24 protein-coding genes are annotated in these 23,914 nt (G+C 66.2%); 6 read left to right on the top strand and 18 right to left on the bottom strand.

What is annotated here, in order from left to right; translation table 11 throughout:
* Positions 1–11: 11 nt before the first annotated feature.
* From ACZ9BC_RS10015 to ACZ9BC_RS09970, 10 genes are all read right to left on the bottom strand, one after another.
* Entirely contained in the window at positions 12–584 is a 573-nt protein-coding gene (locus tag ACZ9BC_RS10015) for a GNAT family N-acetyltransferase (protein ID WP_476245803.1), read from the bottom strand.
* Between the two features lie 12 nt (positions 585–596).
* Positions 597–1,412: a glycoside hydrolase family 16 protein gene (locus ACZ9BC_RS10010; protein WP_476245802.1), complete on the bottom strand. Its 816-nt coding sequence runs from the start codon at positions 1,410–1,412 to the stop codon at positions 597–599.
* 209 nt (positions 1,413–1,621) lie between these two features.
* A complete protein-coding gene (gene bcp, locus ACZ9BC_RS10005; RefSeq protein WP_115523679.1) occupies positions 1,622–2,101 on the bottom strand; it encodes a thioredoxin-dependent thiol peroxidase in 480 nt (159 codons plus the stop codon).
* A gap of 80 nt (positions 2,102–2,181) precedes the next feature.
* Positions 2,182–2,856, bottom strand: coding sequence for a winged helix-turn-helix domain-containing protein (locus ACZ9BC_RS10000; RefSeq protein ID WP_476245801.1), 675 nt, complete (start codon positions 2,854–2,856; stop codon positions 2,182–2,184).
* A 9-nt stretch (positions 2,857–2,865) separates the two neighbouring features.
* Positions 2,866–4,209 (bottom strand): allantoinase AllB, encoded by a 1,344-nt coding sequence (allB, locus tag ACZ9BC_RS09995; RefSeq protein ID WP_476245800.1) that lies wholly within the window; start codon positions 4,207–4,209, stop codon positions 2,866–2,868.
* A complete protein-coding gene (locus tag ACZ9BC_RS09990; protein ID WP_476245799.1) occupies positions 4,202–5,398 on the bottom strand; it encodes a glycerate kinase in 1,197 nt (398 codons plus the stop codon). Before ACZ9BC_RS09990 ends, allB begins: the two co-directional genes overlap by 8 nt.
* 21 nt (positions 5,399–5,419) lie before the next feature.
* The gene (gene gcl / locus ACZ9BC_RS09985) at positions 5,420–7,210 is read right to left on the bottom strand and encodes a glyoxylate carboligase (RefSeq protein ID WP_476245798.1); all 1,791 of its coding nucleotides are present in this window, start codon (positions 7,208–7,210) and stop codon (positions 5,420–5,422) included.
* A 198-nt stretch (positions 7,211–7,408) separates the two neighbouring features.
* Positions 7,409–8,365: a 2-hydroxy-3-oxopropionate reductase gene (locus tag ACZ9BC_RS09980; protein ID WP_476245988.1), complete on the bottom strand. Its 957-nt coding sequence runs from the start codon at positions 8,363–8,365 to the stop codon at positions 7,409–7,411.
* Positions 8,335–9,135, bottom strand: a complete 801-nt coding sequence (locus ACZ9BC_RS09975) for a hydroxypyruvate isomerase family protein (RefSeq protein ID WP_476245797.1) — start codon at positions 9,133–9,135, stop codon at positions 8,335–8,337. The genes ACZ9BC_RS09980 and ACZ9BC_RS09975 overlap by 31 nt, the downstream gene beginning before the upstream one ends.
* Before the next feature lie 251 nt (positions 9,136–9,386).
* A complete protein-coding gene (locus ACZ9BC_RS09970; RefSeq protein WP_476245796.1) occupies positions 9,387–9,899 on the bottom strand; it encodes a hypothetical protein in 513 nt (170 codons plus the stop codon).
* A gap of 373 nt (positions 9,900–10,272) precedes the next feature.
* Between ACZ9BC_RS09970 and ACZ9BC_RS09965 the strand changes: the two genes are divergently transcribed.
* Positions 10,273–10,614 carry a hypothetical protein gene (locus ACZ9BC_RS09965; protein WP_476245795.1) on the top strand — a complete coding sequence of 114 codons (342 nt, stop codon included), beginning with the start codon at positions 10,273–10,275 and terminating at the stop codon, positions 10,612–10,614.
* A 9-nt stretch (positions 10,615–10,623) separates the two neighbouring features.
* Here the strand turns inward: ACZ9BC_RS09965 and ACZ9BC_RS09960 are convergent, their stop codons facing one another.
* Both ACZ9BC_RS09960 and ACZ9BC_RS09955 read right to left on the bottom strand, forming a co-directional pair.
* A complete protein-coding gene (locus ACZ9BC_RS09960; protein ID WP_079595219.1) occupies positions 10,624–11,913 on the bottom strand; it encodes an MFS transporter in 1,290 nt (429 codons plus the stop codon).
* Between the two features lie 70 nt (positions 11,914–11,983).
* Entirely contained in the window at positions 11,984–13,216 is a 1,233-nt protein-coding gene (locus tag ACZ9BC_RS09955; RefSeq protein ID WP_476245794.1) for a M20 metallopeptidase family protein, read from the bottom strand.
* A 138-nt stretch (positions 13,217–13,354) separates the two neighbouring features.
* Here ACZ9BC_RS09955 and ACZ9BC_RS09950 point away from each other — a divergent pair, with 138 nt between their 5' ends.
* The gene (locus tag ACZ9BC_RS09950) at positions 13,355–14,383 is read left to right on the top strand and encodes an Lrp/AsnC family transcriptional regulator (RefSeq protein WP_476245793.1); all 1,029 of its coding nucleotides are present in this window, start codon (positions 13,355–13,357) and stop codon (positions 14,381–14,383) included.
* A gap of 3 nt (positions 14,384–14,386) precedes the next feature.
* Here ACZ9BC_RS09950 and glgX read toward each other — a convergent pair whose 3' ends face one another.
* Entirely contained in the window at positions 14,387–16,573 is a 2,187-nt protein-coding gene (glgX, locus tag ACZ9BC_RS09945) for a glycogen debranching protein GlgX (protein WP_476245792.1), read from the bottom strand.
* Positions 16,574–16,748: 175 nt separating this feature from the next.
* Between glgX and ACZ9BC_RS09940 the strand changes: the two genes are divergently transcribed.
* The gene (locus tag ACZ9BC_RS09940; RefSeq protein ID WP_476245791.1) at positions 16,749–17,048 is read left to right on the top strand and encodes a putative quinol monooxygenase; all 300 of its coding nucleotides are present in this window, start codon (positions 16,749–16,751) and stop codon (positions 17,046–17,048) included.
* 101 nt (positions 17,049–17,149) lie between these two features.
* On the top strand, positions 17,150–18,046 hold the full coding sequence (locus tag ACZ9BC_RS09935; protein WP_476245790.1) for a Rieske (2Fe-2S) protein: 897 nt from the start codon (positions 17,150–17,152) through the stop codon (positions 18,044–18,046).
* Here ACZ9BC_RS09935 and ACZ9BC_RS09930 read toward each other — a convergent pair.
* From ACZ9BC_RS09930 to ACZ9BC_RS09915, 4 genes are read right to left on the bottom strand one after another with little or no spacing between them, the layout of a single operon-like run.
* Complete coding sequence (locus tag ACZ9BC_RS09930) at positions 18,043–19,260, bottom strand: N-acetylglucosamine-6-phosphate deacetylase (RefSeq protein ID WP_476245789.1); 1,218 nt, start codon at positions 19,258–19,260, stop codon at positions 18,043–18,045. The genes ACZ9BC_RS09935 and ACZ9BC_RS09930 overlap by 4 nt on opposite strands.
* A 2-nt stretch (positions 19,261–19,262) precedes the next feature.
* The gene (locus tag ACZ9BC_RS09925) at positions 19,263–20,045 is read right to left on the bottom strand and encodes a copper homeostasis protein CutC (protein WP_476245788.1); all 783 of its coding nucleotides are present in this window, start codon (positions 20,043–20,045) and stop codon (positions 19,263–19,265) included.
* Complete coding sequence (gene nagB / locus ACZ9BC_RS09920; protein WP_476245787.1) at positions 20,030–20,809, bottom strand: glucosamine-6-phosphate deaminase; 780 nt, start codon at positions 20,807–20,809, stop codon at positions 20,030–20,032. The genes ACZ9BC_RS09925 and nagB overlap by 16 nt, the downstream gene beginning before the upstream one ends.
* A 52-nt stretch (positions 20,810–20,861) precedes the next feature.
* A complete protein-coding gene (locus ACZ9BC_RS09915; RefSeq protein WP_476245786.1) occupies positions 20,862–22,112 on the bottom strand; it encodes a PTS transporter subunit EIIC in 1,251 nt (416 codons plus the stop codon).
* Positions 22,113–22,343: 231 nt separating this feature from the next.
* Between ACZ9BC_RS09915 and ACZ9BC_RS09910 the strand changes: the two genes are divergently transcribed.
* Positions 22,344–22,574: a PTS sugar transporter subunit IIB gene (locus ACZ9BC_RS09910; RefSeq protein WP_079595209.1), complete on the top strand. Its 231-nt coding sequence runs from the start codon at positions 22,344–22,346 to the stop codon at positions 22,572–22,574.
* Entirely contained in the window at positions 22,574–23,032 is a 459-nt protein-coding gene (locus tag ACZ9BC_RS09905) for a PTS sugar transporter subunit IIA (protein WP_476245785.1), read from the top strand. Before ACZ9BC_RS09910 ends, ACZ9BC_RS09905 begins: the two co-directional genes overlap by 1 nt.
* 21 nt (positions 23,033–23,053) lie before the next feature.
* Here the strand turns inward: ACZ9BC_RS09905 and ACZ9BC_RS09900 are convergent, their stop codons facing one another.
* Positions 23,054–23,806 carry a GntR family transcriptional regulator gene (locus ACZ9BC_RS09900; protein WP_079595858.1) on the bottom strand — a complete coding sequence of 251 codons (753 nt, stop codon included), beginning with the start codon at positions 23,804–23,806 and terminating at the stop codon, positions 23,054–23,056.
* Positions 23,807–23,914 lie beyond the last annotated feature (108 nt).

Below are 23,914 nucleotides of genomic sequence, written 5' to 3'. Positions count from 1 at the left end.
CGGACGCCATCTCACAGCAGCGAAAGCCGCATCAGTACCCGCGGAAAGCCGTTCAGCACCGAGTCCGTTTCCGCGGCCTTGGTAAAGCCTGCGTCCTCGAAGAGTTTGCGGGTGCCAACATAGGCCATGGTGAGGTCCACTTTCTTCCCGCCGTTGTCCACCGGATAGCCTTCGACGGCGGGCGCCCGGTACGAGCGGGCCAGCTCCACCGCCCCTGCCAACAATGCATGCGAAATGCCCTTGCCGCGGTGGCCGGGCCGGACCCGGATGCACCACACTGACCACACGTCCAGATCGTCAACGTGCGGGATACGGCGGTTCGTGGCGAAACTTGTGTCCGCACGCGGGTGGACCGCTGCCCACCCCACTGGCTCGCCGCCGTCGTACGCCAACACACCCGGTGGCGGATCCTCCGCCACCAACTGCTTTACCAGCTTCCCGCGCTCAGTTCCGTGCAGCGCCTGGTTCTGCTTGGAAGGGATGCGGTAGCTCAGGCACCAGCAGACGTTCGCGTCGGGCCGTTTGGGCCCAACGATCGCGCGGACGTCCTCGAAACTGGTGGCCGGACGGACCTCGATGACCATGCGGCCATCCTGTCATTGGGCCGGGGAAGCGGCAACGGGATTCGGTTCCCGGCGGTAACCGCGGACCCAGTCCACCAGGAAGTCCTTCGGATACGTGGACGCCGGAGCGGATGCGCCTTCAAACTCGTAGACGTTGAGCATGAGCTGCATCGGGTAGTCCGGCGACTGTTCCACCGCGGCCGCAAACTGGTCATCAACATAAAAATCGACACCGTCCGGCGTCCAGTCAGCGCTGTAGGTGTGGAATTCGGTGACGTCCGCAGCCACCTTAATTTTACGGAAATCGTCCTGGATGCAGGGGTCCCCGAAGGGATGCACGCCCATCCCGACTTTTGCAGTGCCTGCAACGATGTCCGAGCCGAAGATCTCGAAGATGCAGATCTCGGCGGAGTTTTCCGGGATGTCTTCGAAGCCGATCATCCACAGGGCAACCATGCAGGCGGGGTCGGCGATGGCGGCAACGCGGGCCTCGATGAGCCCGTAGTGCGGGGTGTACAGCCGCTCCTCTGCCTGGGCCTCGGTGACCCTGAGGCCGGGGGTGAAGTGGTGCTGGCCTTCGGTGCTTCCCAGCGGCCCGGAAAAAGCGCCTGTCTGGAGGTTGGAAACGCGCAGTCCCCCGTTGTGTTCAGGGGACCACGGAGCCTGGTCCTCCTCGATCATCAACACCAGCCCGCCGGAGGTGAAACGGTACCTGGCGCGGGCGCTTGCGGAGTTGCTCCACTGCGGGAGGTAGCGCGGGATCCACTTGCTGCTGTCCAGGTCCGGTCCCTCAAACGTGTCCTCGAACTCCAGGACAAACTGGCTGCGGTCCAGTTCTTTCTTGGCCACCCGGGTCCTCCTTGGTGAAGCAGCTGCAGGGCGATATTGCCATTGTGCCCGGTCATACCGGCCTGGCAGCTCCGGCTTTGCCCCGAAAACGTCTAACGCCCCTGCAGGATCTGCAGGGGCGTTAGCAAAAAACGCGCAGGACGTGAGAGAGCGTCCTGAAAAAACACGCAGGACGTGAGAGAGCGTCCTGGTGGGAAGGACGGGGAAGTTTAGATTCCCAGGGCTTCCTTCAGGGCTGCGACGTGGCCGTCGGCCTGGACCTGGTACTGGGCCAGGGTGACATTGCCGTCCGGGTCCACCACCACGGTGGAGCGGACGATGCCCTCAACGATCTCGCCGTTGACCAGCTTCTCGCCCCAGGCGCCGTAGGCCAGAGCAACCGCGTGGTCCTCGTCGGAGAGCAGCGGGAAGGTCAGGGAGAAGTCGCCGGTGAAGCCGGCCAGGGCCTCCGGGGCATCCGGGGAGATGCCGATGACCTCGTAGCCCTTGCCCTGCAGGGAGGCCAGGCTGTCGCGGAAGTCGCAGGCCTCGGTGGTGCAGCCGGGGGTGGCGGCCTTGGGGTAGAAGTACACGATGACATTTTTGCCACGGTAGTCGGCCAAGGCAGTCTGGCGGCCCTGGGCGTCCTGGAGGGTGAAGTCAGGGGCCTGGGTTCCGGGCTGAAGCTTGGTGGTCAGGGTGTGGCTCATGGCGTTCCTTTGGAAGGGTTTGTCATTACTGGCAAGACATCAAGTGAAGCGGCTTCCCGCTCAGTCATACAACTCCGGCGTCATATGCAGTATTCCGCCGGGCCGCGAACTGTTGCCGATTTTCCCGGCACAAACTGGTATCCGCCGCCGCGGACAGTGGCCACAGCATGGCGCGCATTGCCCAGTTTCCGCCGGATCCGGCCCACGTAAACATCAATGGATCGAGCCGAGGCGCCGGGGGTTTCGAACGAGTCCAGGAACTCCTGCAGCTCCTCCCGGCCCACGGTGCGGGACAGGTGCGTCACCAGGTAGCGGAGCACCTTGAATTCGACGCCGGTGAGCGGCACCGGCCTGCCGTCCAGGAGGACGGTATCGGCGGCCAGGTCCACGGCCATGCGGCTGACGGGGCCGGCCGACGGCGGCAGCCGGGTGCCGCCGTCGTCGTCCGTTTGTGCGCCAGGAGAGGCGCCGCCGGGGTTCTCCGCTGCGGTGGAAGGCTGAGAGGAGTCGTCTGCGGCTCCTTCCGCCGTGGCGGAGACCCCGGACGTGGGAGCTCCGGCAGCAGGCCAATGGACTTCCGCCTCCGGAGCAGTCTGCAGGGCCCTGGCAAGGACCAGTTGGGCGGCGCGGGCGAGGAGTTCCGGGCTGGTGCCCTCCTCCGGAACCACCCACACGGCGAGGCCGCGGGCGGCAGCTTTGGGCTGGACCACCCGCGGACGGTGAGCCGTCCGCGGATGGTGGACTTCCACTGCCATGGCGCGTCCTTACACTCCGCCGCGGCGGATCAGCTTGCCCGTGGGGGTCTGGCCGTCCACCACGGCACCGCGCAGGAACGTCTTGCGGACCACTCCGGAGAGGGCCTTGCCGTCATAGGGGGTGATGGGGTTCTTGTGCTTGAGCTTGGACACGTCCACCACGAAGGCCTCGTCCGGTGCGAACACGGCGAAATCGGCGTCGTAGCCCAGCGCCAGCTGGCCCTTGTTGGTGAGCCGGGCCAGGTTGGCGGGCTTCTCCGCCATCCAGCTGACAACCTGCTCCAGCGGGATGCCCCGGTGCCGGGCTTCGCTCCAGATCAGGGACAGGCCCAGCTGCAGCGAGGAGACCCCGCCCCAGGCCACGGCGAAGTCACCGTTTTCCAGGTCCTTCAGGTCCAGAGTGGAGGGGGAGTGGTCCGAAACGATGCAGTCGATGGTGCCGTCCTGCAGGCCCTGCCACAGCAGCTCCCGGTTGGAGGCCTCGCGGATGGGCGGGCAGCACTTGTAGGCGGTGGCGCCGTCGGGGATTTCCTCAGCCATCAGCGTCAGGTAGTGCGGGCACGTCTCCACGGTGAGCTTGACGCCGTCGCGCTTTGCGGAGGCGATCATGGGCAGCGCGTCCGACGACGACAGGTGCAGGATGTGCGCACGCGCACCGGTCCAGCGGGCCCGTTCGATGACCTCGGCGATGGCTTTGTTCTCGGCGCCGCGGGGGCGGGAGGCCAGGAACGTCCCGTAGTGGTCGCCGCCGGGGTGGGGTGCGCGGTCGATGGCGTGCGAGTCCTCGGCGTGGACGATCATGAGGGAATCGAAGGACTTCAGCTCGGCCATGTCCTCCTCCATCTCGTCCGCGTCCAGGTGCGGGAACTCGTCCACGCCCGAGTGCAGCAGGAAGCACTTGAAGCCGAACACGCCGTCGTCGTGCAGGGGGCGCAGGTCGGCCTTGTTGCCGGGGATGGCCCCGCCCCAGAACCCGACGTCGATGAACGCCTGGTCCTCGGCAACCTCGCGCTTGAGTTTGAGGTTCTCCACCGTGGTGGTGGGCGGCACGGAGTTCAGCGGCATGTCGATGATGGTGGTGACGCCGCCCGCTGCGGCGGCGCGGGTGGCGGAGGCGAAGCCCTCCCACTCGGTGCGGCCGGGCTCGTTGACGTGGACGTGGGTGTCCACCAGGCCGGGAAGCAGGGTTTCGTCGTCGGCGAGTTCGATGATTTCGGTGCCGGCCAGGCCGTTGCCCAGCGGCTCGAGCGCAACGATCTTGCCGCCGCGGACGCCCACCTCACGCGGGGCGATTCCGGCGGTGGTCATGATGCGCCGGCCCCGGATGACCAGGTCGTAACGGTCTTCAGACATGGAGGTCCTCCTTGGTACTTGCGGTGCGGGCGGGCCTTTCGGCCGCCAACCTCCCGCTGATCTGGGTGCCCAGCTGCTCCAGAAGCTGTCCGGCCTCTGCTATGCACCTGTCTACATTGCTTTCGAGCTCTGTCAAAGAGTAAATCTCCTCGAACCCGGCGGCGACCGCCTGCTCTTCCGCCAGCGTGGTACGGCCGCAGACGGCGATGACCGGGACGCCCTGCGCGGCGGCTGCCCGGGCCACACCCATGGGGGTCTTGCCCAGCAGGCTCTGCTCGTCCAGGCTGCCTTCCCCGGTAATCACCAGGTCGGCTCCGGCCAGGCGTTCGGCGAGTCCCGTGAATCCGAGGACAACGTCGATTCCCGGGCGCCGGGTGGCGGCCAGGGCGGCGATGGCTGCGAAGCCAACCCCGCCGGCCGCCCCCGCGCCGGGAGCCTCCGCTGCCTTGACGGCGCGGAATCCGATTTCCCTGGCCAGGACTTCGACAAACCTGGCCAGGGCGGCGTCGAGCATGCCGACGTCCTGTTGTGTGGCGCCCTTCTGCGGGCCGAAAACCGCCGCGGCGCCCTGGGCGCCCAGCAGGGGATTGTCGACGTCGGACGCCAGCACAAAGCGTGTGTCCACCAGGCGGGGTTCAAAGTGGGTGAAGTCGATGCTGTGCAGGTTTGCCAGCGCAGCACCGCCGGGCGGCAGTTCGTTGTTCCTTGCGTCCAGGAACCGTGCGCCGAGCCCCTGCAGGAGCCCCGCACCGCCGTCGGTATTGGCACTGCCGCCCACCCCCAACACGATCCGGCGGCAGCCGGCGTCCAGGGCCGCGCGGATCAGCTGGCCGGTGCCCAGGCTGCTGGCCGTCGTGGCATCCGCGGAGGTTGGCTTCCCGCCGCCCGCCACCTGCGGCACCAGCGCCAGTCCGGAGGCGGTGGCCAATTCGATGACGGCCTCGTGGTCCCGGACGGCGAAGTCCGCGCGCACCGGCTGGCCGGTGGGGCCGCCCACCGTTGCCGTGCGGCGGGTGAAGCCGGAGCCGACGGCGGCGTCGAGGGTACCCTCGCCGCCGTCGGCCACCGGAATCCGGACGACGTCAAGGTTGCCGCCGGCTCCCCGCTGCAGTCCCTTTTCCAGGTGCGTGCAGACGTCCGGGGCGGAGAGCGATCCCTTGAACTTGTCCGGGGCAATGACGATGCGCATGGCAGTGCTGTCTTTTCTGGTCTAGGCCTGCAGGGCCAGGATGGCAGTGGGGGAGTCCGCGGCGGTCTCGGCCAGTTCCTCGAACTCGTTCACGGCGTTGATTTCCACACCCATGGAGATGTTGGTGATCTTTTCCAGGATCACTTCAACCACCACGGGAACCTGGAACTCGCCCATCAGCGCCTTGGCCTTGTCGAACGCGGCAGCGAGGTCGTTGGGGTCCTCCACGCGCACGGCCTTGCAGCCCAGGCCCTCTGCCACCTTCAGGTGGTCCACGCCGTACCCGCGTGCGGTTTCGGACAGGTCCGCGCTGTTGACGTTTTCGAACGCCAGGGACACGTTCTGCTCCATCTTGAAGCCGCGCTGCGACTGGCGGATCAGGCCCAGGTAGGAGTTGTTCACCACCACGTGGATGTACGGCAGGTTGAACTGGGCACCCACGGCCAGTTCCTCGATCATGAACTGGAAGTCGTAGTCGCCGGAGAGGGCAACCACGGTGTCGTCCGGCTTGCCGCGCACAACACCGAGCGCTGCCGGGGCGGTCCAGCCCAGGGGGCCGGCTTGGCCGGCGTTGATCCACTTCCGCGGGCCGAACACGTGCAGCATCTGCGCGCCGGCGATCTGGGACAGGCCGATGGTGGACACGTAGATGGTGTCGCGGCCGAAGGACTTGTTCATCTCCTCGTACACGCGCTGCGGCTTGATGGGGATGTTCTCGAAGTGGGTCTTGCGGTGCCGGGAGGCCTTGCGGTCCTGGCATTCGGCAACCCAGGGGGTGTAGTCCGGCAGGGACCCTGCCGCCCTGCGCTCCCTGGCGAGCTCAACCAGCCCGGCCAGCGCCGCACCGGCGTCGGACGCGATGCCCAGGTCCGGCGAGAACACGCGGCCGATCTGCGTGGGCTCGATGTCGATGTGCACGAACTTCCGGCCTGCCGTGTAGGTCTCCAGGCCGCCGGTGTGGCGGTTGGCCCAGCGGTTGCCGATGCCGATCACGAAGTCGCTCTGCAGGTAGTTCTCGTTGCCGTAGCGGTGCGAGGTCTGCAGGCCCACCATGCCGGCCATGAGCTGGTGGTCGTCCGGGATGGTGCCCCAGCCCATCAGGGTGGGGATCACCGGAACGTTGAGGATCTCGGCCAGTTCCACCAGCTGCTCGGAGGCGCCGGCGTTGATGATGCCGCCTCCGGCCACGATCAGCGGGTGCTGGGCTGCGGTCAGCATGTCCAGGGCCTTTTCCAGCTGCTTGCGGGAGGCCTTGGGCTTTTCGATGGGCAGCGGCTCGTAGGTGTCGATGTCGAATTCGATCTCGGCCAGCTGCACGTCGATGGGCAGGTCCAGGAGCACGGGGCCGGGGCGGCCGGAACGCATCAGCTGGAACGCCTTCTGGAAGGCGCCGGGAACCTGGCCGGGCTCCAGGATGGTCATGGCCATCTTGGTGACGGGCTTGGCGATGGACTCGATGTCCACGGCCTGGAAGTCTTCCTTGTGCAGCTTGGCAACCGGGGCCTGGCCGGTGATGCAGAGCATGGGGATGGAATCTGCCCATGCGGCGTAGAGGCCGGTGATCATGTCGGTGCCGGCGGGGCCGGAGGTGCCGATGCAGATGCCGATGTTGCCGTCCTTGGCGCGGCTGAAGCCGTCGGCCATGTGGCTGGCGCCTTCTACGTGGCGGGCCAGCGTGTGGCGGATGCCGCCGTGTTCCCGCATGGCGGAGTAGAAGGGGTTGATTGCCGCGCCTGGCAGGCCGAACGCCTCGATGGCGCCTTCCTTTTCCAGGATGGCAACCGCTGCATCAACGGTACGCATCTTGCTCATGGTGTGCTCCTTGAAAGCTTTTGGTTGGGCCCGGTGGTTGAGCCCGTCGAAACCTGTTTTTGGGTGTGCTGAAGTAGCCCGGCGAGCCGTCGCGGGGCACTTTGGGGGAGTCGGCGTCGTGATTTACGACGGCGGCCGGCGTGTCCGTGTCAATGTGCCCCATTTTGGAAGGGGGCTGGTGGTTGAGCCTGCCGAAACCTACTCGCGGCCGGAGAGCTGCAGGACCTGCTTGAAGAGTCCGGAGTGGTCCAGTGCGCCGTCGCCCTGGTTGACGGTGGCGGCGACGAGCTGTGCGACGACGGCGCCGAGGGGGACAGCGACGTTGGCTTCGCGGGCGGCGGAAGTGACGATGCCCAGGTCCTTATGGTGCAGGGCGAGACGGAAGCCGGGGTCGAAGTTGCGGTCAAGCATCTTCTGGCCCTTCTGGTCCAGGACCTTGGAACCGGCCAGGCCGCCGCCGAGGACCTTGAGGGCGGCGTCGGTATCCACACCGTAGGCCTCGAGGAAGGCGATGGCCTCGCCGAGGACCTGGATGTTGACGGCGACGATCAGCTGGTTGGCTGCCTTGACGGTCTGGCCGGAGCCGGAGGGGCCGACGTGGACGATGGTTTTGCCGACGGCGTTCAGGACGTCCGACGCTGCGTCGAAGTCTTCCTTCTCGCCGCCCACCATGATGGAGAGGACGGCGTCGATGGCGCCCTGTTCGCCGCCGGAGACCGGTGCGTCGAGGGGGCGGATGCCGGCTTCGCGGGCGTCGTCGCTGAGCCGCTTGGCGACGTCGGGGCGGATGCTGGAGGCATCGATCCAGAGCGTGCCTTTCTTGGCGTTGGCGAAGACGCCTTCTTCGCCGGTGACGACGCCCTCAACGTCGGGGGAGTCCGGGACCATGGTGATGACGACGTCGGCGTCCTTCACGGCGTCGGCGATGCTGGTGGCGCCCTTGCCGCCTTCGGAGACCAGCTTGTCGATCTTGTCCTGGCTGCGGTTGAAGCCGGTGACGGTGTGGCCGGCCTTGACCAGGTTGATGGCCATGGGCAGGCCCATGATTCCGAGTCCGATGACTGCAACGTTGCTCATGATGGTTCTCTTTTCTGAAGTCTGTGGGTGGTGGCGGTAGGGACCGGTTACTGGCTGACGCGCTGGCGGATTGCCCAGCTGAAGGCCGTTTCCTGCGGTTCCTTGTATTCGAGGCCGATGTAGCCGTCGTAGCCGAGTTCGCGGCTGCGGGCGATCCACTCGCCGAGGGGAAGCTCTCCGGTGCCGGGTGCGCCGCGGCCGGGGTTGTCGGCGATCTGGATGTGGCCGAAGTCCTTGGCGTGGTTTTCGATGACGGACTCGACGTCGTCGCCGTTGACTGCCAGGTGGTAGAAGTCGGCAAGGAGCTTGATGTTGGTGGCGCCTGACTCGGCCTTGACGCGCGCGATGACCTTGAGTGCGTCGTCAGCGGTGAGGAGCGGATACTTGGGTGCGCCGCTGACAGGTTCGAGGAGGACGGTGCCGCCGATGCGGGCGACGCCTTCTGCTGCAGCTGCCAGGTTCCTGGCGGCCAGCTCATCCTGCTCTTCGGGGCTGAATTCGTCCTGCCGGTTGCCGTAGAGGGCGTTGAAGGCCTTGCAGCCCAGGCGCTCGCCGATGCCGGCCACCACGTCGATGTTGTCCTTGAATTCGGAGCAGCGTCCCTTCCAGGAAACCAGGCCGCGGTCACCTCCGGGCATGTTGCCGGCGTTGAAGTTCAGGCCTGTCAGCTGAACACCGGCATCCTTGATGGCGTTCTCGAAGTCGGTGACCTGGGCGTCGGCGGGAACGGAGGACTCAAACGGCCACCAGAACTCGACAGCGTCAAAACCCGCTGCCTTTGCGGCTGCCGGGCGCTCAAGCAGGGGCAGCTCCGTGAGGAGGATGGAGCAGTTCACTGTGTACGTCATCGTAGGTCCTTCCGGGGAGGGCTTTGATCTATCTTCCCGCGCTTCCCCGGCTCTTCGACGGTTTCCGCTTTGTGGAATTTAGATTCTGCTTTATGAAAAGTGTAGGGAAGGGTGGGGCAGCGAGTCAAGGGGCGTTCCAACTCCTGGGCGTCCTCCAGCCAATGACGAACCGCGTTACAAAGACGAACCGTGGCACAAATAAGGAGCCAGGGGCTTGTGCCCCTGGCTCCTATATGCGGGTCCTCTACTCACTAGTGATGCGAGTTGACGTCCCTCAATGTGTCGCTCTTGACCCATCCGGACCACTCAAGCCGGCCATGTCCTTTATCCACAGCGAACCTGATCTCGTGGTAAACCTCTTCCGGGCCACGGCGGTCAAGCCTACGGCTCACCTGGTCGTACCTGTCTTTGACCTCCTTGCGGTCCGCGCGGTGCACATAGATGTGGAATGCGTCGTGGTTGCCATCGTGCAGCCTTGTGTCGCGACCGCGATCCTTTTCATAGCGCTTCTGCTGGATGTGGACGACCTTTCTTCCGTCATCGCACTTCACGCTGACGGGGAAGTTCACCCAATCGCCGCGGGCATCGGTCGGTTTCAGAGGTTGGACGTTACAGCCGTGTCGGTGGTCGCGGTCGCGGTCGTCATGGGCTGCAGCCGGGGCGGCGACAGCCGCGGCACCCGCGAGCAGACCGAATGAAAGGACCGGAACCAGGGCGATCTTTGCCCGGGTTGAACGGGTTTTCATAGTTGGAGTGATGGACATTTTTGTGCTCCTGTAAGGATGCGATTCACCATTTTTGGACAGGTCGAGGCCGACGCGGCTGAACAACTCGTGGTTGATCAGCGTGGCGGCCGCAGCCTGCCCGTCCCATTTTTAATCAGCGGCCCCGTCCGAGGCGGGGGGCTTAACGTCGGATCCGTCTGAGTGTGTTTGTGATCCGGTACGTTCAATCCTGCACCCGGTTTTTGGCGCTGCGCTAGGGCCGCGCCTACCCTCTTTAACCCCGCATTTTAGGGGGAAATACCCTCTAGTTTTCCGGTTGCAGCAGGAGTAAGCGTCGTGCCGTTCGGCTCCAAGGAAATTCCAAGTGGACCATACAGGATTCCCCCAATCTCCACTCGCTACCGTCAGGTGCATGGTTACTTGTTCAGTGCTTCGGTGTACGAATCCCGGCTCCGCCTTCGCCGCGGGAAGCCACCCGGCAAACGGAGATCGCCGGGCCCACATTTGTGGTGAACACCAGGCACTGATCGAATCCGGCTCCCCTTGGGACATGGAGGGGTGCTCCATCCTGATAGGCCAGGACATGCCGCAGATCCTGGAGAACTGGTTTGCCCGCCCCAGCGTGGGGTCTGAGGGCTTCAGGCTCACCCTCGAAGTCGCTGGCCAGATCAAGCCCTTTGAACTCTTCCTGACGCCCACCGAGGCAAAGGTTCTGGCCTCGTTCCTGTGTGCAGCGAATGGTGACGCTGCCTGAGGGAAGGAGCTAGTGCGTAAGGTCCTTGCCCTTCGTCTCAGGGATGGTGAAGACAAACGCTGCGCTGATGGCCAGCAGCACCACCGCGTACACGTTGAACACCTGTGGCGCGCCCAGGGTCGTCCCCAGCCACTGCTGCAGGTACGGGGCGGTCCCGCCGAAAGCGGCCACACAGATGGAGTACGGCACGCCGACGCCGACGGTGCGGATGGACGTGGGGAACAGCTCGGCGTAGACGGCCGGGACAATAGCGGCGCTCGCGGCGATGAAGACCAGCATGACGGACATGCCTACGGCCAGCTGCCAGGCCGAGTCCTTCAGGAGCCAGGTCATGGGGAAGTGCATCACCGCGGAGCCGATCGCGCCGGACCACAGCACCTTCTTGCGTCCAATCCGGTCTGAGAGCTTGCCCCACACCGGCAGCGCGGCGATGAACACGACATTGGCGATTACGCCGGCCCACAGAGCTTCGCCGCGGTCGATCTTCAGCGCGGTGGTGGCGTAGCTGGGTGCCACCACGCCCCAGATGTAGTAGATGACCGTGAGGCCTACCGTCAGCCCGATGACCTGCAGGGCCTGCTTGCGGTGGCGGACGATCTGCGGCCAGATGGGCGCCCGCTTCTGAGAGGTGGTTTCGCCCTCGAATGCCTCGGTTTCATGCAGCCGCGACCGCATGATCAGCGCGTAGAGGCCCATCGCGGCGCCCAGCAGGAACGGGATGCGCCAGCCCCACTCGTTCATTGCCTCGGTGGTCAGCGCCATGTTCAGCACTGCGCCCAGCAGTGTGCCGAACAGGATCCCCACGGTTCCCGAGGTGTAGATCAGCGTGGCCCAGAATCCCCGGTGCTCCTTGGGAGCCATCTCGGAAAGGTACGTCTGGGATGACGGCAGCTCACCGCCGTGCGCCAGGCCCTGGACGAGCCGCGCCACCAGCAGCATGAGCGAGGCCCAGGCGCCGACGCTGGCGAATGTGGGTGCGATGCCGATCATGAGGCTGCCCAGCGATGCCAGGCCGACGGCGAGCGTCATGGATGTCTTGCGGCCCACCCGGTCGCCGATCCAGCCAAAGAGGAAGCCGCCGAAGGGCCGTGCCACGAAGCCGACGGCGAAGATCGCCAGGGTGGACAGGACGGCCGACGCGGGGTCCGCCTTGCTGAAGAGCTGGCTGGCGATGAACGGCGTGAAAGTGGCGTAGATGGCCCAGTCATACCATTCAACGGCGTTGCCGATGCCTGTTCCGACGATGGTCTTCGCGGTGGACGTGCGTCCAGCCTGCTGCTTGTGCGCTGTGATGGACATGATGACTTCCTGGTGGTCGGTTCGAAGATGCTTGGAGTGGGATGCCGGGCAGCGGCGCTGCTGCCGGCGGTTACGACGCTGTTGAAAGTGCGGCAAGCCGCGTGATGGCGAGCTGGGCGTAGAGCGCGGATCCGTCAGCCAGCACGCCGTCGTCGAACGTGGCGTAGGGGGAGTGGTTGAAAGGGGAGGTGGCGGGGTCGCCGCCCGGAGCAACGGCGCTGAGGCCCACGAACGTGCCGGGGACCTCTGCCAGCACCCGGGAGAAGTCCTCGGAACCGCTGAGTGGGGTGGCCCAGCGTGAGAGGCGGCTTTCGCCGAAAAGCGTGGAGATGACCTTCTCCGCCGTGTGCGTTTCGTCCTCATCCGTGATGGTGAGGGGGTACTCCTGCTGGTAGTCCACGTGGACCTCAACTCCGTGCGCAGCCGCAATGCCCTTGAGCAGGCGCGGGACCGCCTCCATCATTTTCAGCCGCGAGGACTCGGAGAAGGTCCGGACGGTGGCCTCGATGCGGGCCGATTCGGGGATAACGTTCCGCTTTGTGCCGGCGTGGAGTACGCCCACGGACAGGACCACGGGATCGAACATGTTGAACTGCCGGGTGACCATCACCTGCAGGGCGGTCACCATCTCGGCGGCGACTGTCACCGGATCTTTGGCCGCATGCGGGGCGGAACCGTGGCCCCCGGCGCCGAGGATGGTGACCTCGAGTCCGTCAGAGGCGCTGAGCATAACGCCCGGTTTGGTGCAGAAGGTGCCGTGCGGCTCGAGCGAGGAGAACACATGCATGCCGTAGGCAGCCTGGACCCGGGTTCCGGCTGCGTCCAGGACACCTTCGCGGAGCATGTAGCTGGCGCCGTCGAACCCTTCCTCGCCGGGCTGGAACATCAGGACGACGTCGCCCACCAGCTGGTGCCGTTTCTCGGCCAGGAGGGTGGCGGCTCCGGCGAGCATGGATGTGTGCAGGTCGTGGCCGCAGGCGTGCATGGCGCCGTCGGTCCTGGACGTGTAGTCAACACCGGTCTTCTCCTGGACCGGAAGGCCGTCCATGTCCGCACGGAGGAGCACCGCCGGCCGCTGCTTCCCTTTTCCATTCGCGGCTGAGCCGGTGCCTCCGCGCAGCACGGCGGTGACCGACGTCGTTTCCCTGCCCAGCGTGATCTCGAAGGGCAGGCCGTCCAAGGCCTGCAGGACACGCTCCTGCGTGCGGGGAAGTTCCAGGCCGATTTCCGGCTGCCGGTGCAGGTCGTGGCGCAGGCGGATGAGGTCGTCCTGCAGGTCGCGGGCGTCGGCGGTAATCGTCACGAATAACTCCTTGGCATTGGCTTTCCGGCTTGTGGACTATTGTGAAGTGGTGTGGTTCACAATCCGTGAAAGCGCAGAAAGTATGCAGGCTCTGCATTCTGCAGGCAGGATTCGTGCAGAACAGGAGCGGGACTAAGCGTGGAATTGAGCGAGGAAGACCTGGCCCTGATCCAGGTCCTGCAAACCTCTCCCAGGCTGGGCTGGGCCGACGCCGCAAAGGTCCTCGGCGTCCATGCCACCACGCTGGCGGCACGATGGGAACGGCTGAAGTCCGGCGGCGCGGCCTGGGTGACCGCGCATCTGGCGGGTGATCCGCAACAGATGCTGCTCGCCTTTGTGGCCGTGGACTGCGACATGAACCTGCGGGACAGCGTCACTGCCCAGCTGGCCGCCATCCCGGAGATCATCACCGTGGAAGAGGCGGCGAGCAACCGGGACCTCATGCTGACCGTGATCACCAGGTCGCTGGAGGAGTTCAGCACCAAGGTGATAGCCCAGCTGAAAACCATCGAAGGGCTCACCAAGTACCAGACGGCACTGTGCACCCGGCTCCACACCAGCGCCGATGAGTGGCGGCTTAACATTTTGAGCCGGGCGCAGCTGGCGACCCTGCGGACGCTCGGTCAGCCGGGCACATCGGACGGAAAACAGGCTGTGGCGGGGCAGCTCCCCGAAAGCCACCTGGACCTGCTCCCGTTCCTGGCCCGGGACGGCAGGGCAACCGCGGCCGAGATCGCGCGGGATTTGGGGCGGCACCCGGCAACGGTGCAGCGGCAGCTCAACCGGGTGCTGGCCAGCGGAATCCTGTTGTTCCGGTGCGAAATTGCCCAGGGCTACTCTTCCTACCCGGTCACGTGCCAGTGGTTCGCCAACGTCCCCGCAGGCCGGCATGAGGAGGCGGCTGCTGCCATCCGCACCATCAGCAACGTCCGGCTGAGTGCCTCCACCACGGGGCCCACCAACTTCGTGATCATTATGTGGCTGCAGTCCCTCGCAGACGTGATGACGGCAGAACTCGCCCTGCAGCAAAAGGTCCCGGGCATGGAGCTGGTGGAGAGCGTGGTGATGCTGCGGACGGTCAAGCGGGTGGGCTGGATGCTGAACGGAGACACGACGGCGAGTGGCGCCGTCGTGGTTCAGGCCGGCGCGCTCAACGCCGCGGACTGACGCTCAGGACGTCCGCACTCCTCCTGTCTCCGGTGCTGCCAGCAGGGCAAGGGAGGCCGCCACGGAGTGGTCCGGTTTCTCCGGTGGCTTGGCGTACGCCCGGAGGACCAGCAGGGACTTGCCAGCCAGTTTCACGGTGCCGTTGGCCTCGAGGAAACCTTGGTCCGCATGTTCACCCGCGGTGTCGATCAGTTGCTCCCAGGCGGGCGAGTACTCCGCACTGGGCAGGGTGAAGTCCACGGGGTCGTCGCCGGAATTGCAGAAGAGCAGGAAGTTGTGGTCGTGGATGACCCGGCCTCGGTGGTCCTTGCCCACTGCCTCACCGTTGTAGAACACTCCGAGGGCCCTGGCGAGGGGGTTGCCCCAGTCCTCGGGAACCATCTCGGACGCATCCGTGTTGAGCCAGACGATGTCCGGAAGGGGCTGCCCCAGGCTGCGCCGCACGGGCCTGCCCTGGAAAAACCTGTTGCGGCGGAATGTTGGGTGCTCCCTGCGGAGGGTGGTGACGGCGGCGAGGAACTCTGTCAGGGGCTGGTCCGCGGTGCCCCAGTTGATCCAGGACAGGGGTGAGTCCTGGCAGTAGGCGTTGTTGTTTCCCTGCTGCGTGCGGCCGAGTTCGTCACCGTGGAGCACCATGGGGACACCCTGCGAGAGGAGAAGTGTGGCCAGCAGGTTGCGCTGCTGCCGTGCCCGCAGGGCCAGGATGCCCTGGTCAGTGGTGGGGCCTTCGTCGCCGCAGTTCCAGGAACGGTTATGGGATTCGCCGTCGTTGTTGTTTTCGCCGTTGGCCTCGTTGTGCTTGGCGTTGTAGGAAACCAGGTCGCGCAGGGTGAAGCCGTCATGGGCAGTGACGAAGTTGATGGAGGCCACCGGCCGCCGGCCTGAACTTTCGTAGAGGTCCGAGGAGCCGGCAAGCCGGGACGCGAACTCGCCCAGGGTTGCGGGGGCGCCGCGCCAGAAGTCGCGGACGGCGTCGCGGTACTTTCCGTTCCACTCCGTCCACAGCGGAGGGAAGTTGCCCACCTGGTAGCCGCCCGGGCCGACGTCCCAGGGCTCGGCAATCAGCTTCACCTGCGACACCACGGGGTCCTGCTGGACCAGGTCGAAGAAGCTCGACAGCCGGTCCACCTCATAAAACTCCCGCGCCAGTGCCGAGGCGAGGTCAAAGCGGAAACCGTCCACATGCATCTCCAGCACCCAGTACCGCAGCGAGTCCATCAGCAGCTGGAGGGCATGCGGGTGCCGGACATTGATGGTGTTGCCGGTGCCCGTGTAGTCCAGGTAGTGCTGCTTGTCGTGGTCCACCAGCCGGTAATACGCCTCGTTGTCGATGCCCTTGAAGGACAGGGTGGGACCCAGATGGTTCCCCTCGGCGGTGTGGTTGTAGACGACGTCGAGGATCACCTCGATGCCCGCGGCGTGCAGGGAGCGGACCATTGCCTTGAACTCCTGCACCTGCTGCCCCGGCCTGCTGCTGGAACTATAGCTTTCGTGCGGGGCGAAGAAGCCGATGGTGTTGTAGCCCCAGTAGTTGCTGAGGCCTTTGTCCTGCAGCACGCTGTCCTGGACGAACTGGTGAACGGGCATCAGCTCGATGGCGGTGACGCCAAGTTTCTGCAGGTGCTCGATCACCGCCGGGTGCGCGATGCCCGCGTAGGTGCCGCGTTCTTTTACCGGCACCTCCGGATGGGTCATGGTCAGGCCTTTGACGTGTGCCTCATAAATCAAAGTGTCGTTGTAGGGGATTTTCGGCGGGCGGTCGTGCTGCCAGTCGAAGAAGGGGCTGATGACCACGGACCGCATGGTGCTGGATGCGGAGTCTTCAGCGTTGAAGGACGAGGGATCGCCGAAGTTGTAGGAGAACATGGGCTGGCCCCACGTAATGCCGCCGCTCATGGCCTTCGCATACGGGTCCATCAGCAGCTTGTTCGGGTTGCAGCGGAGGCCCTCCGCCGGATTGTAGGGGCCGTCCACACGGTAGCCGTACAGCTGGCCCGGCAGGACGTGGGGAAGGTAGCAGTGCCATACGAAGCCATCCACGGCTTCGAGCCGGATGCGCTGTTCAGTGCCGTCCTCGTCGAACAGGCAGAGGTGAACAGCGGTCGCGGCCTCGCTGAACAATGCGAAGTTCGTGCCACTGCCGTCGTACGTCGCACCCAACGGATAGGGGTTCCCCGTCCAGACTTCCATGTCAGCCTCCATCCCCAAAGAGAACACCATCCAACCACAGGGGTGCGACATCTGTTGGGAGGGGCGGCTGCTGAACCAAGCGCGAACGGCAATAGAGCCGGCGCCGCTGCCTGGTCCTGCCACGCCGGTCCTGTTGGGCGCGCGTTCTGTCGCACCCGTCCTGCAGACTGTCCGTATGACTTTTGCAAATGTGGGAAGCCTCGGAACCAGGCCCGGCCAGCGCGACGCCGTCGTGTCCATCCTGCTCCGGCCCATGCCCGGGCTGAAGGAAGCCGGTTGCCTGCTCTACGAAGTGGGCATCAATGACGACGTTCCGGACACCGTTTTTGTATGCGAGCTGTGGGAATCGCCGGAAGCGCATCGGGCTTCGCTGCAGCTGGACAGCGTGCGGGCAGCGATCGCCGAAGCCATGCCCCTGCTGTCCGGTGAGATGGGCGGCAACCAGTTCAGGGTGCTGGGATCGCCGCTCCGCTGACCTCCGCTCCCGGCTTTGGAACAGCCCTGTTGCCCGCGTGCGCCAGCGGCTAAGGTCGCGGGCAACGACTGGACACCGGTTAACGGGGTAAGGGGACACACATGAAGCCACTGCCTGCACTTGAGCTTGTTACCCGACTCGAAGACGCCGAATGGCTTGATCCGCTGGCCAAGAGCGTCCGGAAAGCCGTGAAGAAGGTGATCCGCCCGCGGTGGGCCCGGGACATCCTCCACGGAGTGCCCATCGGCCACCCCGTTCACCCGCTCGCCGTCCAGGCGCCCATTGGCGCCTGGATCTCGGCCGCAGTCCTGGACGCGCTTCCCGGCAATGAAAAAGCTGCCACCCTGTTGATCGGGGTGGGGGCCGTGAGCGTTGTACCGTCTGCCGTGGCCGGATTTACTGACTGGTCCCAACTGCACCCGCAGCAGCAGAGGGTGGGACTGGTCCACGCCGGCGCCAACATCGCTGCAACAAGCCTCTACATTGCGTCGCTGGTGCAGCGCGCCCGCGGCAGCCAGGGCAGCGGGAAGGTGCTGGCATATCTCGGGCTTGCCACAGTGAGCGCCAGCGGCTTCCTGGGCGGCCACCTCACCTACCGGCAGGCCGCTGGAGTGAACCACAGCGAGGAGATCCCGCACCGCTTCCCGTCCGGCTGGCACCCCCTCGCGCCGCTTGAGGAACTGCCCGACGGAACGCTCCACAAGCGCGATGTTGCCGGATTGCCGCTGCTCGTCTTCCGGGAGGGGGACACGCTCAACGTACTCTCCGACGTCTGCAGCCACCTCTCCGGGCCGCTGCACGAGGGCAAACTCAAACAGGGTGCACCCGAGGCCGGCAGTGATAGCGGTGAACCCTGTGTCGTCTGCCCCTGGCACCGGAGCACCTTCTCGCTGCGGACCGGTGAGGTGCAGGCCGGGCCGGCCACCTCGCGCCAGCCGCGCTTCGAAACCCGCATCACTGACGGGCTTGTGGAGGTCTGCCTGCCCGGCGCGGATTAGCTGTCGTCTACCCGGACCGTTCCAGCGAGGGTGACCCACTCGCCCCGCCGCAGCACGCCGGCAAGGTTCAGGTCCGCGTCAACCACGACGACGTCGGCCGGCATTCCCGCGCGCAGGTCGCCTGCCTGCGAGGACAGTCCCAGGACCTCGGCGGGAACGCCGCTGGCCGCCAGCACGGCATCCTGCAGCGGCACACCCGCAGCCACGGTACTGCGGACAACATCCAGCAGTGTGGAGGTTCCACCCGCGATGGCACCGGTGCTGTCCACCCTGGCCACGCCCTGATCCACCGTCACGGCCAGCGAACCCAGCCGGTACTGTCCGTCCTGCAGGCCGGTAGCGGCCATGGAATCCGTGACCAGGGCGATGTTTTCTGCGCCCACGAGATCGAACACCAGCTTGACCGTCCCGGGAGCCAGATGGACACCGTCGGCAATCAGCTCCACCACGGCATTGCCGGCGCGGGCAGCACTAAGGCTGGCCGAGACCGGGCCGGGGGAACGGTGGTGCAGGCTGGGCATGGCGTTGAACAGATGGGTGACCGTCGGGCGGAGCCGCCCCGTAGGATTCGCCGGATCGGCGAGCCCGGCGGCTACATGCTGCAGGAAGTCGGCGGCAGCGTTGTTGTCGGCGGCAGTGTGCCCCAGCGAGGGGATGATCCCGCGGGCTGCGAGGAGGTCCGCCAGCCCGGACGCCCCGGGAAGTTCGGCCGCGAGAGTCATGGAGGCCAGGGAGGCACCGGCCGCGTCCAGCAGTTCGGCCACCAGGCGCGGATCCGGTTCAAGCAGCAACGCGGGATCGTGCGCGCCGCACTGCCCCGAAGCGAGGAAGGGGCCCTCCAGATGGGAACCGGCAATCAGGCCCTCATCTGCCACAGTCCGCAGCGCCGTGAGGTTCCGGACCAAGTCCTCAGGCGACCCGGTCACCAGGCTGGCCAGCAGGGTGGTGGTGCCCCGGCTGTGCAGGTAGCGCGCCGCGGACCGGGCACCGTCGACGGAACCCTCCGAGAAGTCCGAGCCGAGCGCGCCGTGGCAGTGCAGGTCCACCAGGCCGGGCAACAGAATCCGTTCAGCTGAATCATGCGAGCCTGGCCCCGCAAAGCCGGACGCCGGACCCGCGTAGGTGATGCGGCCGCCGTCGACCGCTACAACACCATCGGCCACGTCCATGCTTCCGGTGACCACGCGGCCGCGGAGTATCAGTTCATTACCCATCGCTAGCGGCCTCCCGTTGTCAGTGCTGCCGCCATCCGGGCTGCAAGGGCGGGGTCTGCGGTAACCGCCCGGTCCGCACCCGACATGCCGAGGCGTGGCCGCGCGGACGTGTGCACGGCATGGACGCCGGTCTCGAGAAGTGACGGTACCAGCTCAAGCGTCACCCCGCCGCCGGCCATGATCTGGACCGCCGGCGCGTGCTTCCGTCCCAGCTCCACCAGCCGGCCCAGCATGCTGAGGCCGGCCGCGCAGTCCGGGCTGCCGCCGCTGGTGAGCACCCGGTCCACGCCGGCTGCTTCCAACCGGGCCAGTGCATCCGCCGGGTCGAATCCAAGAGCAAGGGCGGCATCGAACGCGCGGTGGAACGTGACCTCGGCGGATGGCTTGTACCGGCGTGCCACCTCGGCTATCCGGCGGATTGCCGGAGCGTCCGGGCCGCCGTCAGCTGCGAGTACGCCCACCACCACCCCTGCGGCGCCGGCATCCATTGACGCAGCCACATCACGCTCGATGACCTCCAGTTCCTCCCGCGTATAGCTGAAGTTGCCCGGGCGCGGCCGTACCAGGACGTGGACGGGAAGGCCCGCGCGGCACGCCTGCTCCACCGTGCCGACGCTGGGGGTGATGCCCTCGGTCTCGGCAAGGGCTGCGCAAAGTTCCACGCGGGCGGCGCCGACGGCGGCAGCCAGCCGTACGCCGTCGGCATTTTCCACGGCAAGTTCAAGCTGCGGCGGGCCGAGGACAGTAAGGGGTGCGCCGCCTCCCACGCTCAGAGCCCCTGCCACGCCGGCTTCCGGCCAAAAGTGTCCGTGTAGTAGTCCCGGTGCGCCAGCCGGGAAGCCGCCGCCTCGTCCACCAGCACAGAGACGTGCGGGTGCAGCTGGAGCGCCGAAGCCGGGCAAAGGGCAGCAACAGGGCCTTCGACGGCGGCAGCGATGGCTTCCGCTTTTGCCTCGCCCATGGCAAGCAGCAGCAGGTGCCGTGCTTCGCGGATGGTGCCCAGCCCCTGCGTCAGGACGTGGTCCGGGACGTCCGCCGGGTCACCAAAGAAGCGCGCGTTGTCCTGCCGCGTCTGACGGGTGAGCGTCTTGATCCGGGTGCGCGAGCCGAGCGAGGACATGGGCTCGTTGAAGCCCACATGCCCGTCGGTTCCAATGCCCAGGATCTGGATGTCCACCCCTCCCGCCGCTGAAATCCGGGCCTCGTACTGCTCCGCCTCGGCCTCGGGGTCCGCCGCCATCCCGTCCAGGCCCTGCACCGCGTCCGCACCAAAGTCCACGCTGGCCGTGAACTCGTCCCGGATCACGGAGTGGTAGGACTGCGGGTGTGCGCTGGGCAGCCCCACATATTCATCGAGGAGGAACGCCTGCGCCTGCGCGAAGCTCAGGCCGCCGGTCCGGTGCCGTTTGATGAGCTCCTGGTAGGTGCCCAAGGGCGTGGACCCGGTGGCCAGTCCAAGGACGGACGGGCCACTGCGGACCTGCTCTTCGATGGCGTCTGCGGCCGTGCGGGCCACGTCGGCCGGGGTGGGAAGGATGATGATTTCCATGCGGTGAAGCTGCTTTCGGTTGCTGTGGCTTGGGTGGAGGAGCGGAACGCCGTTACTTGGCGGCGTCCGTGTCCACGCTGACTTCGTCGTCCTCACGGCCGGGGGTCCGCAGGTTCCAGCGTTTGATGACGATGGAGAAGAGGAAGTAGTAGATCACCGCATAGCCCAGTCCGATGGGGATGAGCAGCCAGCCGTTCTCTGATTTTCCGAAGTTGAGGACGAAGTCGATCAGCCCGGCGGAGAAGGTGAAGCCATGGTGGATGTCCAGGGCGTTGACCAAGGCCATGGAGGTGCCGGTGAGGACTGCGTGGACGATGTAAAGCGGGAAGGCGACGAACATGAAGGAGTACTCCAGCGGTTCGGTGATGCCGGTGAAGAACGCGGTGAGGGCGGTGGAGAGCATGATGCCGCCCACGATTTTCTTCTGTGAGGGCTTGGCGTGGCGCCAGATGGCGAGGGCTGCTGCCGGCAGGCCGAACATCATGATGGGGAAGAAGCCGGTCATGAAGATGCCCGCGCTGGGGTCGCCGGCGAAGAAGCGGTTGAGGTCGCCGCGGACCAGCTGGCCGGATGCGTCGGTGTAGTCGCCGATGAGGAACCAGACGGCGGAGTTGAGGATGTGGTGCAGGCCTGCGGGGATGAGCATGCGGTTGGCGAAACCGTAGACGCCGCCACCGGCCACGGCGTTGCCGGCGACGGCTTCACCCACTGCCGAGAGGCCGGCGTTGAAGAGCGGGTAGAACAGGGCAAGGACGACGCCGGCAACCAGGCTGGTGACGGACGTCAGGATGGGCACCAGGCGGCGGCCGCTGAAGAAGCCCAGGAAGTCCGGCAGTTTGGTGCGGTAAAAGCGCTGCCAGAGCATGGCGGACAGCAGGCCCACCACAATGCCGGCCAGCACGCCGTAGTTGATCATCGCGGGCTTGCCGGCGGGGTCGACCTGACCGGCCAGGACCAGCGGGGACATTGCCTTGAAGACGCCGTCGATCACCATGTATCCCACCACTGCTGCCAGTGCAGTGGAACCGTCGGCCTTCTTGGCCCAGCCAATGGCGATGCCGACGGCGAAGATGAGCGGCAGCCAGGTGAACACGGCATTGCCTGCCGCGGAGATGACGGCTGCGCCGCCTTCGAAGCCCGGTATCGCGCCCAGCAGGTCGGCCTGGCCGATGCGCAGCAGGATGCCGGCTGCGGGGAGGACGGCGATGGGCAGCATCAGGCAGCGGCCCAGCCGCTGGAGGGTTGCGAAGGCCCTGTTTGGCTTCTTCTCTGGAGCCAGGGCGGCGGTCTCGGATGTTGACATGGTTACACCTCTGCGGGGATCGGGTGGGGGCTTGTGGAGAAACGGTTCCAGCCGGTACTGTCTGGTTATGACCAGTTCAGTGTGATTCATCCCACGAGCGCCTGTCAAGGGAGAAGATCTTCCGGGCAGCCGCTGACAGTTCCGATGAACCGGCACATAATTGGTCGCACTTGGGCCGCCGGCCCTGGTGCTGTAGCAGTGCTCCCCGGGGCACCGTCAGAAAGGGCAGCCATGTCCAAAGCAGAAAAGATCATTGAGGGCCTGGGCGGAGCCGCCAACATCGTGGAAGTCGAGGCCTGCATTACCCGTCTCCGCACCGAGGTCAAGGACGGGTCGCTGGTCAACGAAGCCACCCTGAAGGCCGCCGGAGCGCACGGCGTCCTTGCGGCCGGCACCGCCGTCCAGGTCATTGTGGGCCCGGAAGCGGACAACCTGGCCGAAGACATCGAGGACCTGCTCTGATGCCGGAAACGCTGGTTGTCCACGCGCCCATCAGCGGCAGCGTGGTTCCCTTGTCCGACGTCCCGGATCCCGTATTCGCGGGCCAGATGGTGGGTTCCGGCGCGGCCGTCGAGCCGCCGGCAGGCGAGGCGTTCGACGTCGTGTCCCCGGTTGCCGGAAAAGTGGTCAAGCTCCTGCCGCACGCCTTTGTGGTGGTGGAGTCAGCCGGGCGGGGAGTGCTTACCCACGTGGGCATCGACACCGTCAAGCTCAAGGGCGAAGGCTTCAAGCTGCTGATCGCCCAGGGCGACACCGTCGCCGCCGGTGAGCCCGTGATGCACGTGGACCCCGCCGCCGCCCTCGCGGCCGGCTACTCGATGGTGAGTCCCGTCGTCGTCCTCGATACCAAGCCGGACACGGCAACGCTCATGGCAACAGGTACTGTCACCGCCGGTGCTGGCCTGTTCTCCCTGGATTAAGAAGCTGCCCAGGCGGTCCGGCTAGAGCCGGACTTCCATGTTCAGCGAGTAGCGGTCCGAGCGGTACCAGGAGCGGGAATGTTCAATGGCCAGGGACCCTGAGTAGGAAACCCGGTCGAACGCCAGTACCGGCGCGCCCGTCCCGGTTCCGAGGAGCGCCCCCACGTCGGCGGGGGCGCCCTCGGACCGCACGCTTTGCCGCGCCCGGTCGATCTGGTGGCCGAACTGCGCGGCAAGAGCCTTGTACACCGAGCCGGTCAGGTCGATGTCCAGCAGCCCGCGGGCGTGCTCCGGGTTGTACCAGGCGTCGTCCACGCTGACTGGCCGGCCGTCCGCCAGGCGCAGCCGCTTCAGGTGGATGGCCTCGGAACCCGGCAGCAGGCTGAGCGCTTCGGCGGTGTCCTCCGGGGCGGTGCCGGTTTCCGCCACCAGTACCACCGTACTGGGGACGTGCCCCATGGACTCCATTTCCTGGGTGAATGATGCCAGGTGCAGCGTGGACTGCACCGGCGAGTCCGCCACGAAGGTGCCCTTCGCCGGAACCCGGACCAGGTGCCCCTCGTTGACCAGGCGCCCGATGGCGGCCCGTACCGTGATGCGGCTGACGCCGTAGGAATCCATGAGGGTCCGCTCGCTGGGGAGCCGGGCGCCCGGCTCCAGTTCTTCCTTGGCGAGCTTGAGGATGATCAGCCGCAGCTGTTCGTGCTTGGGGACCTGAGAGTTGTTGATGGCCGCGCCGGCCGCCCCGGCGGTGCTCCTTGATGTGGCGGACAAAGCGGGCCCCTCCTGCTCCTGGAGCGGTCCGGTGAGGACCACTGCTTCGGATTATTTCACAGGAGGGGCCGCGGTGGCTTTGCTTGGCCGCTGCAGGCCGAGCGGCAG

The sequence above is a fragment of the Pseudarthrobacter sp. TE3704 genome (assembly GCF_056279405.1).
Note: the sequence above shows the minus strand (reverse complement) of the source record. Positions and strands in the feature narration are given on the sequence as shown.

Coding starts and splice junctions, on each gene's coding strand:
- ACZ9BC_RS10015 (WP_476245803.1), bottom strand. CDS start 584: ATGGTCATCGAGGTCCGTCCGGCCACCAGTTTCGAGGACGTCCGCGCG.
- bcp (WP_115523679.1), bottom strand. CDS start 2,101: ATGAGCCACACCCTGACCACCAAGCTTCAGCCCGGAACCCAGGCCCCT.
- ACZ9BC_RS10000 (WP_476245801.1), bottom strand. CDS start 2,856: ATGGCAGTGGAAGTCCACCATCCGCGGACGGCTCACCGTCCGCGGGTG.
- allB (WP_476245800.1), bottom strand. CDS start 4,209: ATGTCTGAAGACCGTTACGACCTGGTCATCCGGGGCCGGCGCATCATG.
- ACZ9BC_RS09990 (WP_476245799.1), bottom strand. CDS start 5,398: ATGCGCATCGTCATTGCCCCGGACAAGTTCAAGGGATCGCTCTCCGCC.
- gcl (WP_476245798.1), bottom strand. CDS start 7,210: ATGAGCAAGATGCGTACCGTTGATGCAGCGGTTGCCATCCTGGAAAAG.
- ACZ9BC_RS09975 (WP_476245797.1), bottom strand. CDS start 9,135: ATGACGTACACAGTGAACTGCTCCATCCTCCTCACGGAGCTGCCCCTG.
- ACZ9BC_RS09970 (WP_476245796.1), bottom strand. CDS start 9,899: ATGTCCATCACTCCAACTATGAAAACCCGTTCAACCCGGGCAAAGATC.
- ACZ9BC_RS09965 (WP_476245795.1), top strand. CDS start 10,273: ATGGTTACTTGTTCAGTGCTTCGGTGTACGAATCCCGGCTCCGCCTTC.
- ACZ9BC_RS09960 (WP_079595219.1), bottom strand. CDS start 11,913: ATGTCCATCACAGCGCACAAGCAGCAGGCTGGACGCACGTCCACCGCG.
- glgX (WP_476245792.1), bottom strand. CDS start 16,573: ATGGAAGTCTGGACGGGGAACCCCTATCCGTTGGGTGCGACGTACGAC.
- ACZ9BC_RS09940 (WP_476245791.1), top strand. CDS start 16,749: ATGACTTTTGCAAATGTGGGAAGCCTCGGAACCAGGCCCGGCCAGCGC.
- ACZ9BC_RS09935 (WP_476245790.1), top strand. CDS start 17,150: ATGAAGCCACTGCCTGCACTTGAGCTTGTTACCCGACTCGAAGACGCC.
- ACZ9BC_RS09930 (WP_476245789.1), bottom strand. CDS start 19,260: ATGGGTAATGAACTGATACTCCGCGGCCGCGTGGTCACCGGAAGCATG.
- nagB (WP_476245787.1), bottom strand. CDS start 20,809: ATGGAAATCATCATCCTTCCCACCCCGGCCGACGTGGCCCGCACGGCC.
- ACZ9BC_RS09915 (WP_476245786.1), bottom strand. CDS start 22,112: ATGTCAACATCCGAGACCGCCGCCCTGGCTCCAGAGAAGAAGCCAAAC.
- ACZ9BC_RS09910 (WP_079595209.1), top strand. CDS start 22,344: ATGTCCAAAGCAGAAAAGATCATTGAGGGCCTGGGCGGAGCCGCCAAC.
- ACZ9BC_RS09905 (WP_476245785.1), top strand. CDS start 22,574: ATGCCGGAAACGCTGGTTGTCCACGCGCCCATCAGCGGCAGCGTGGTT.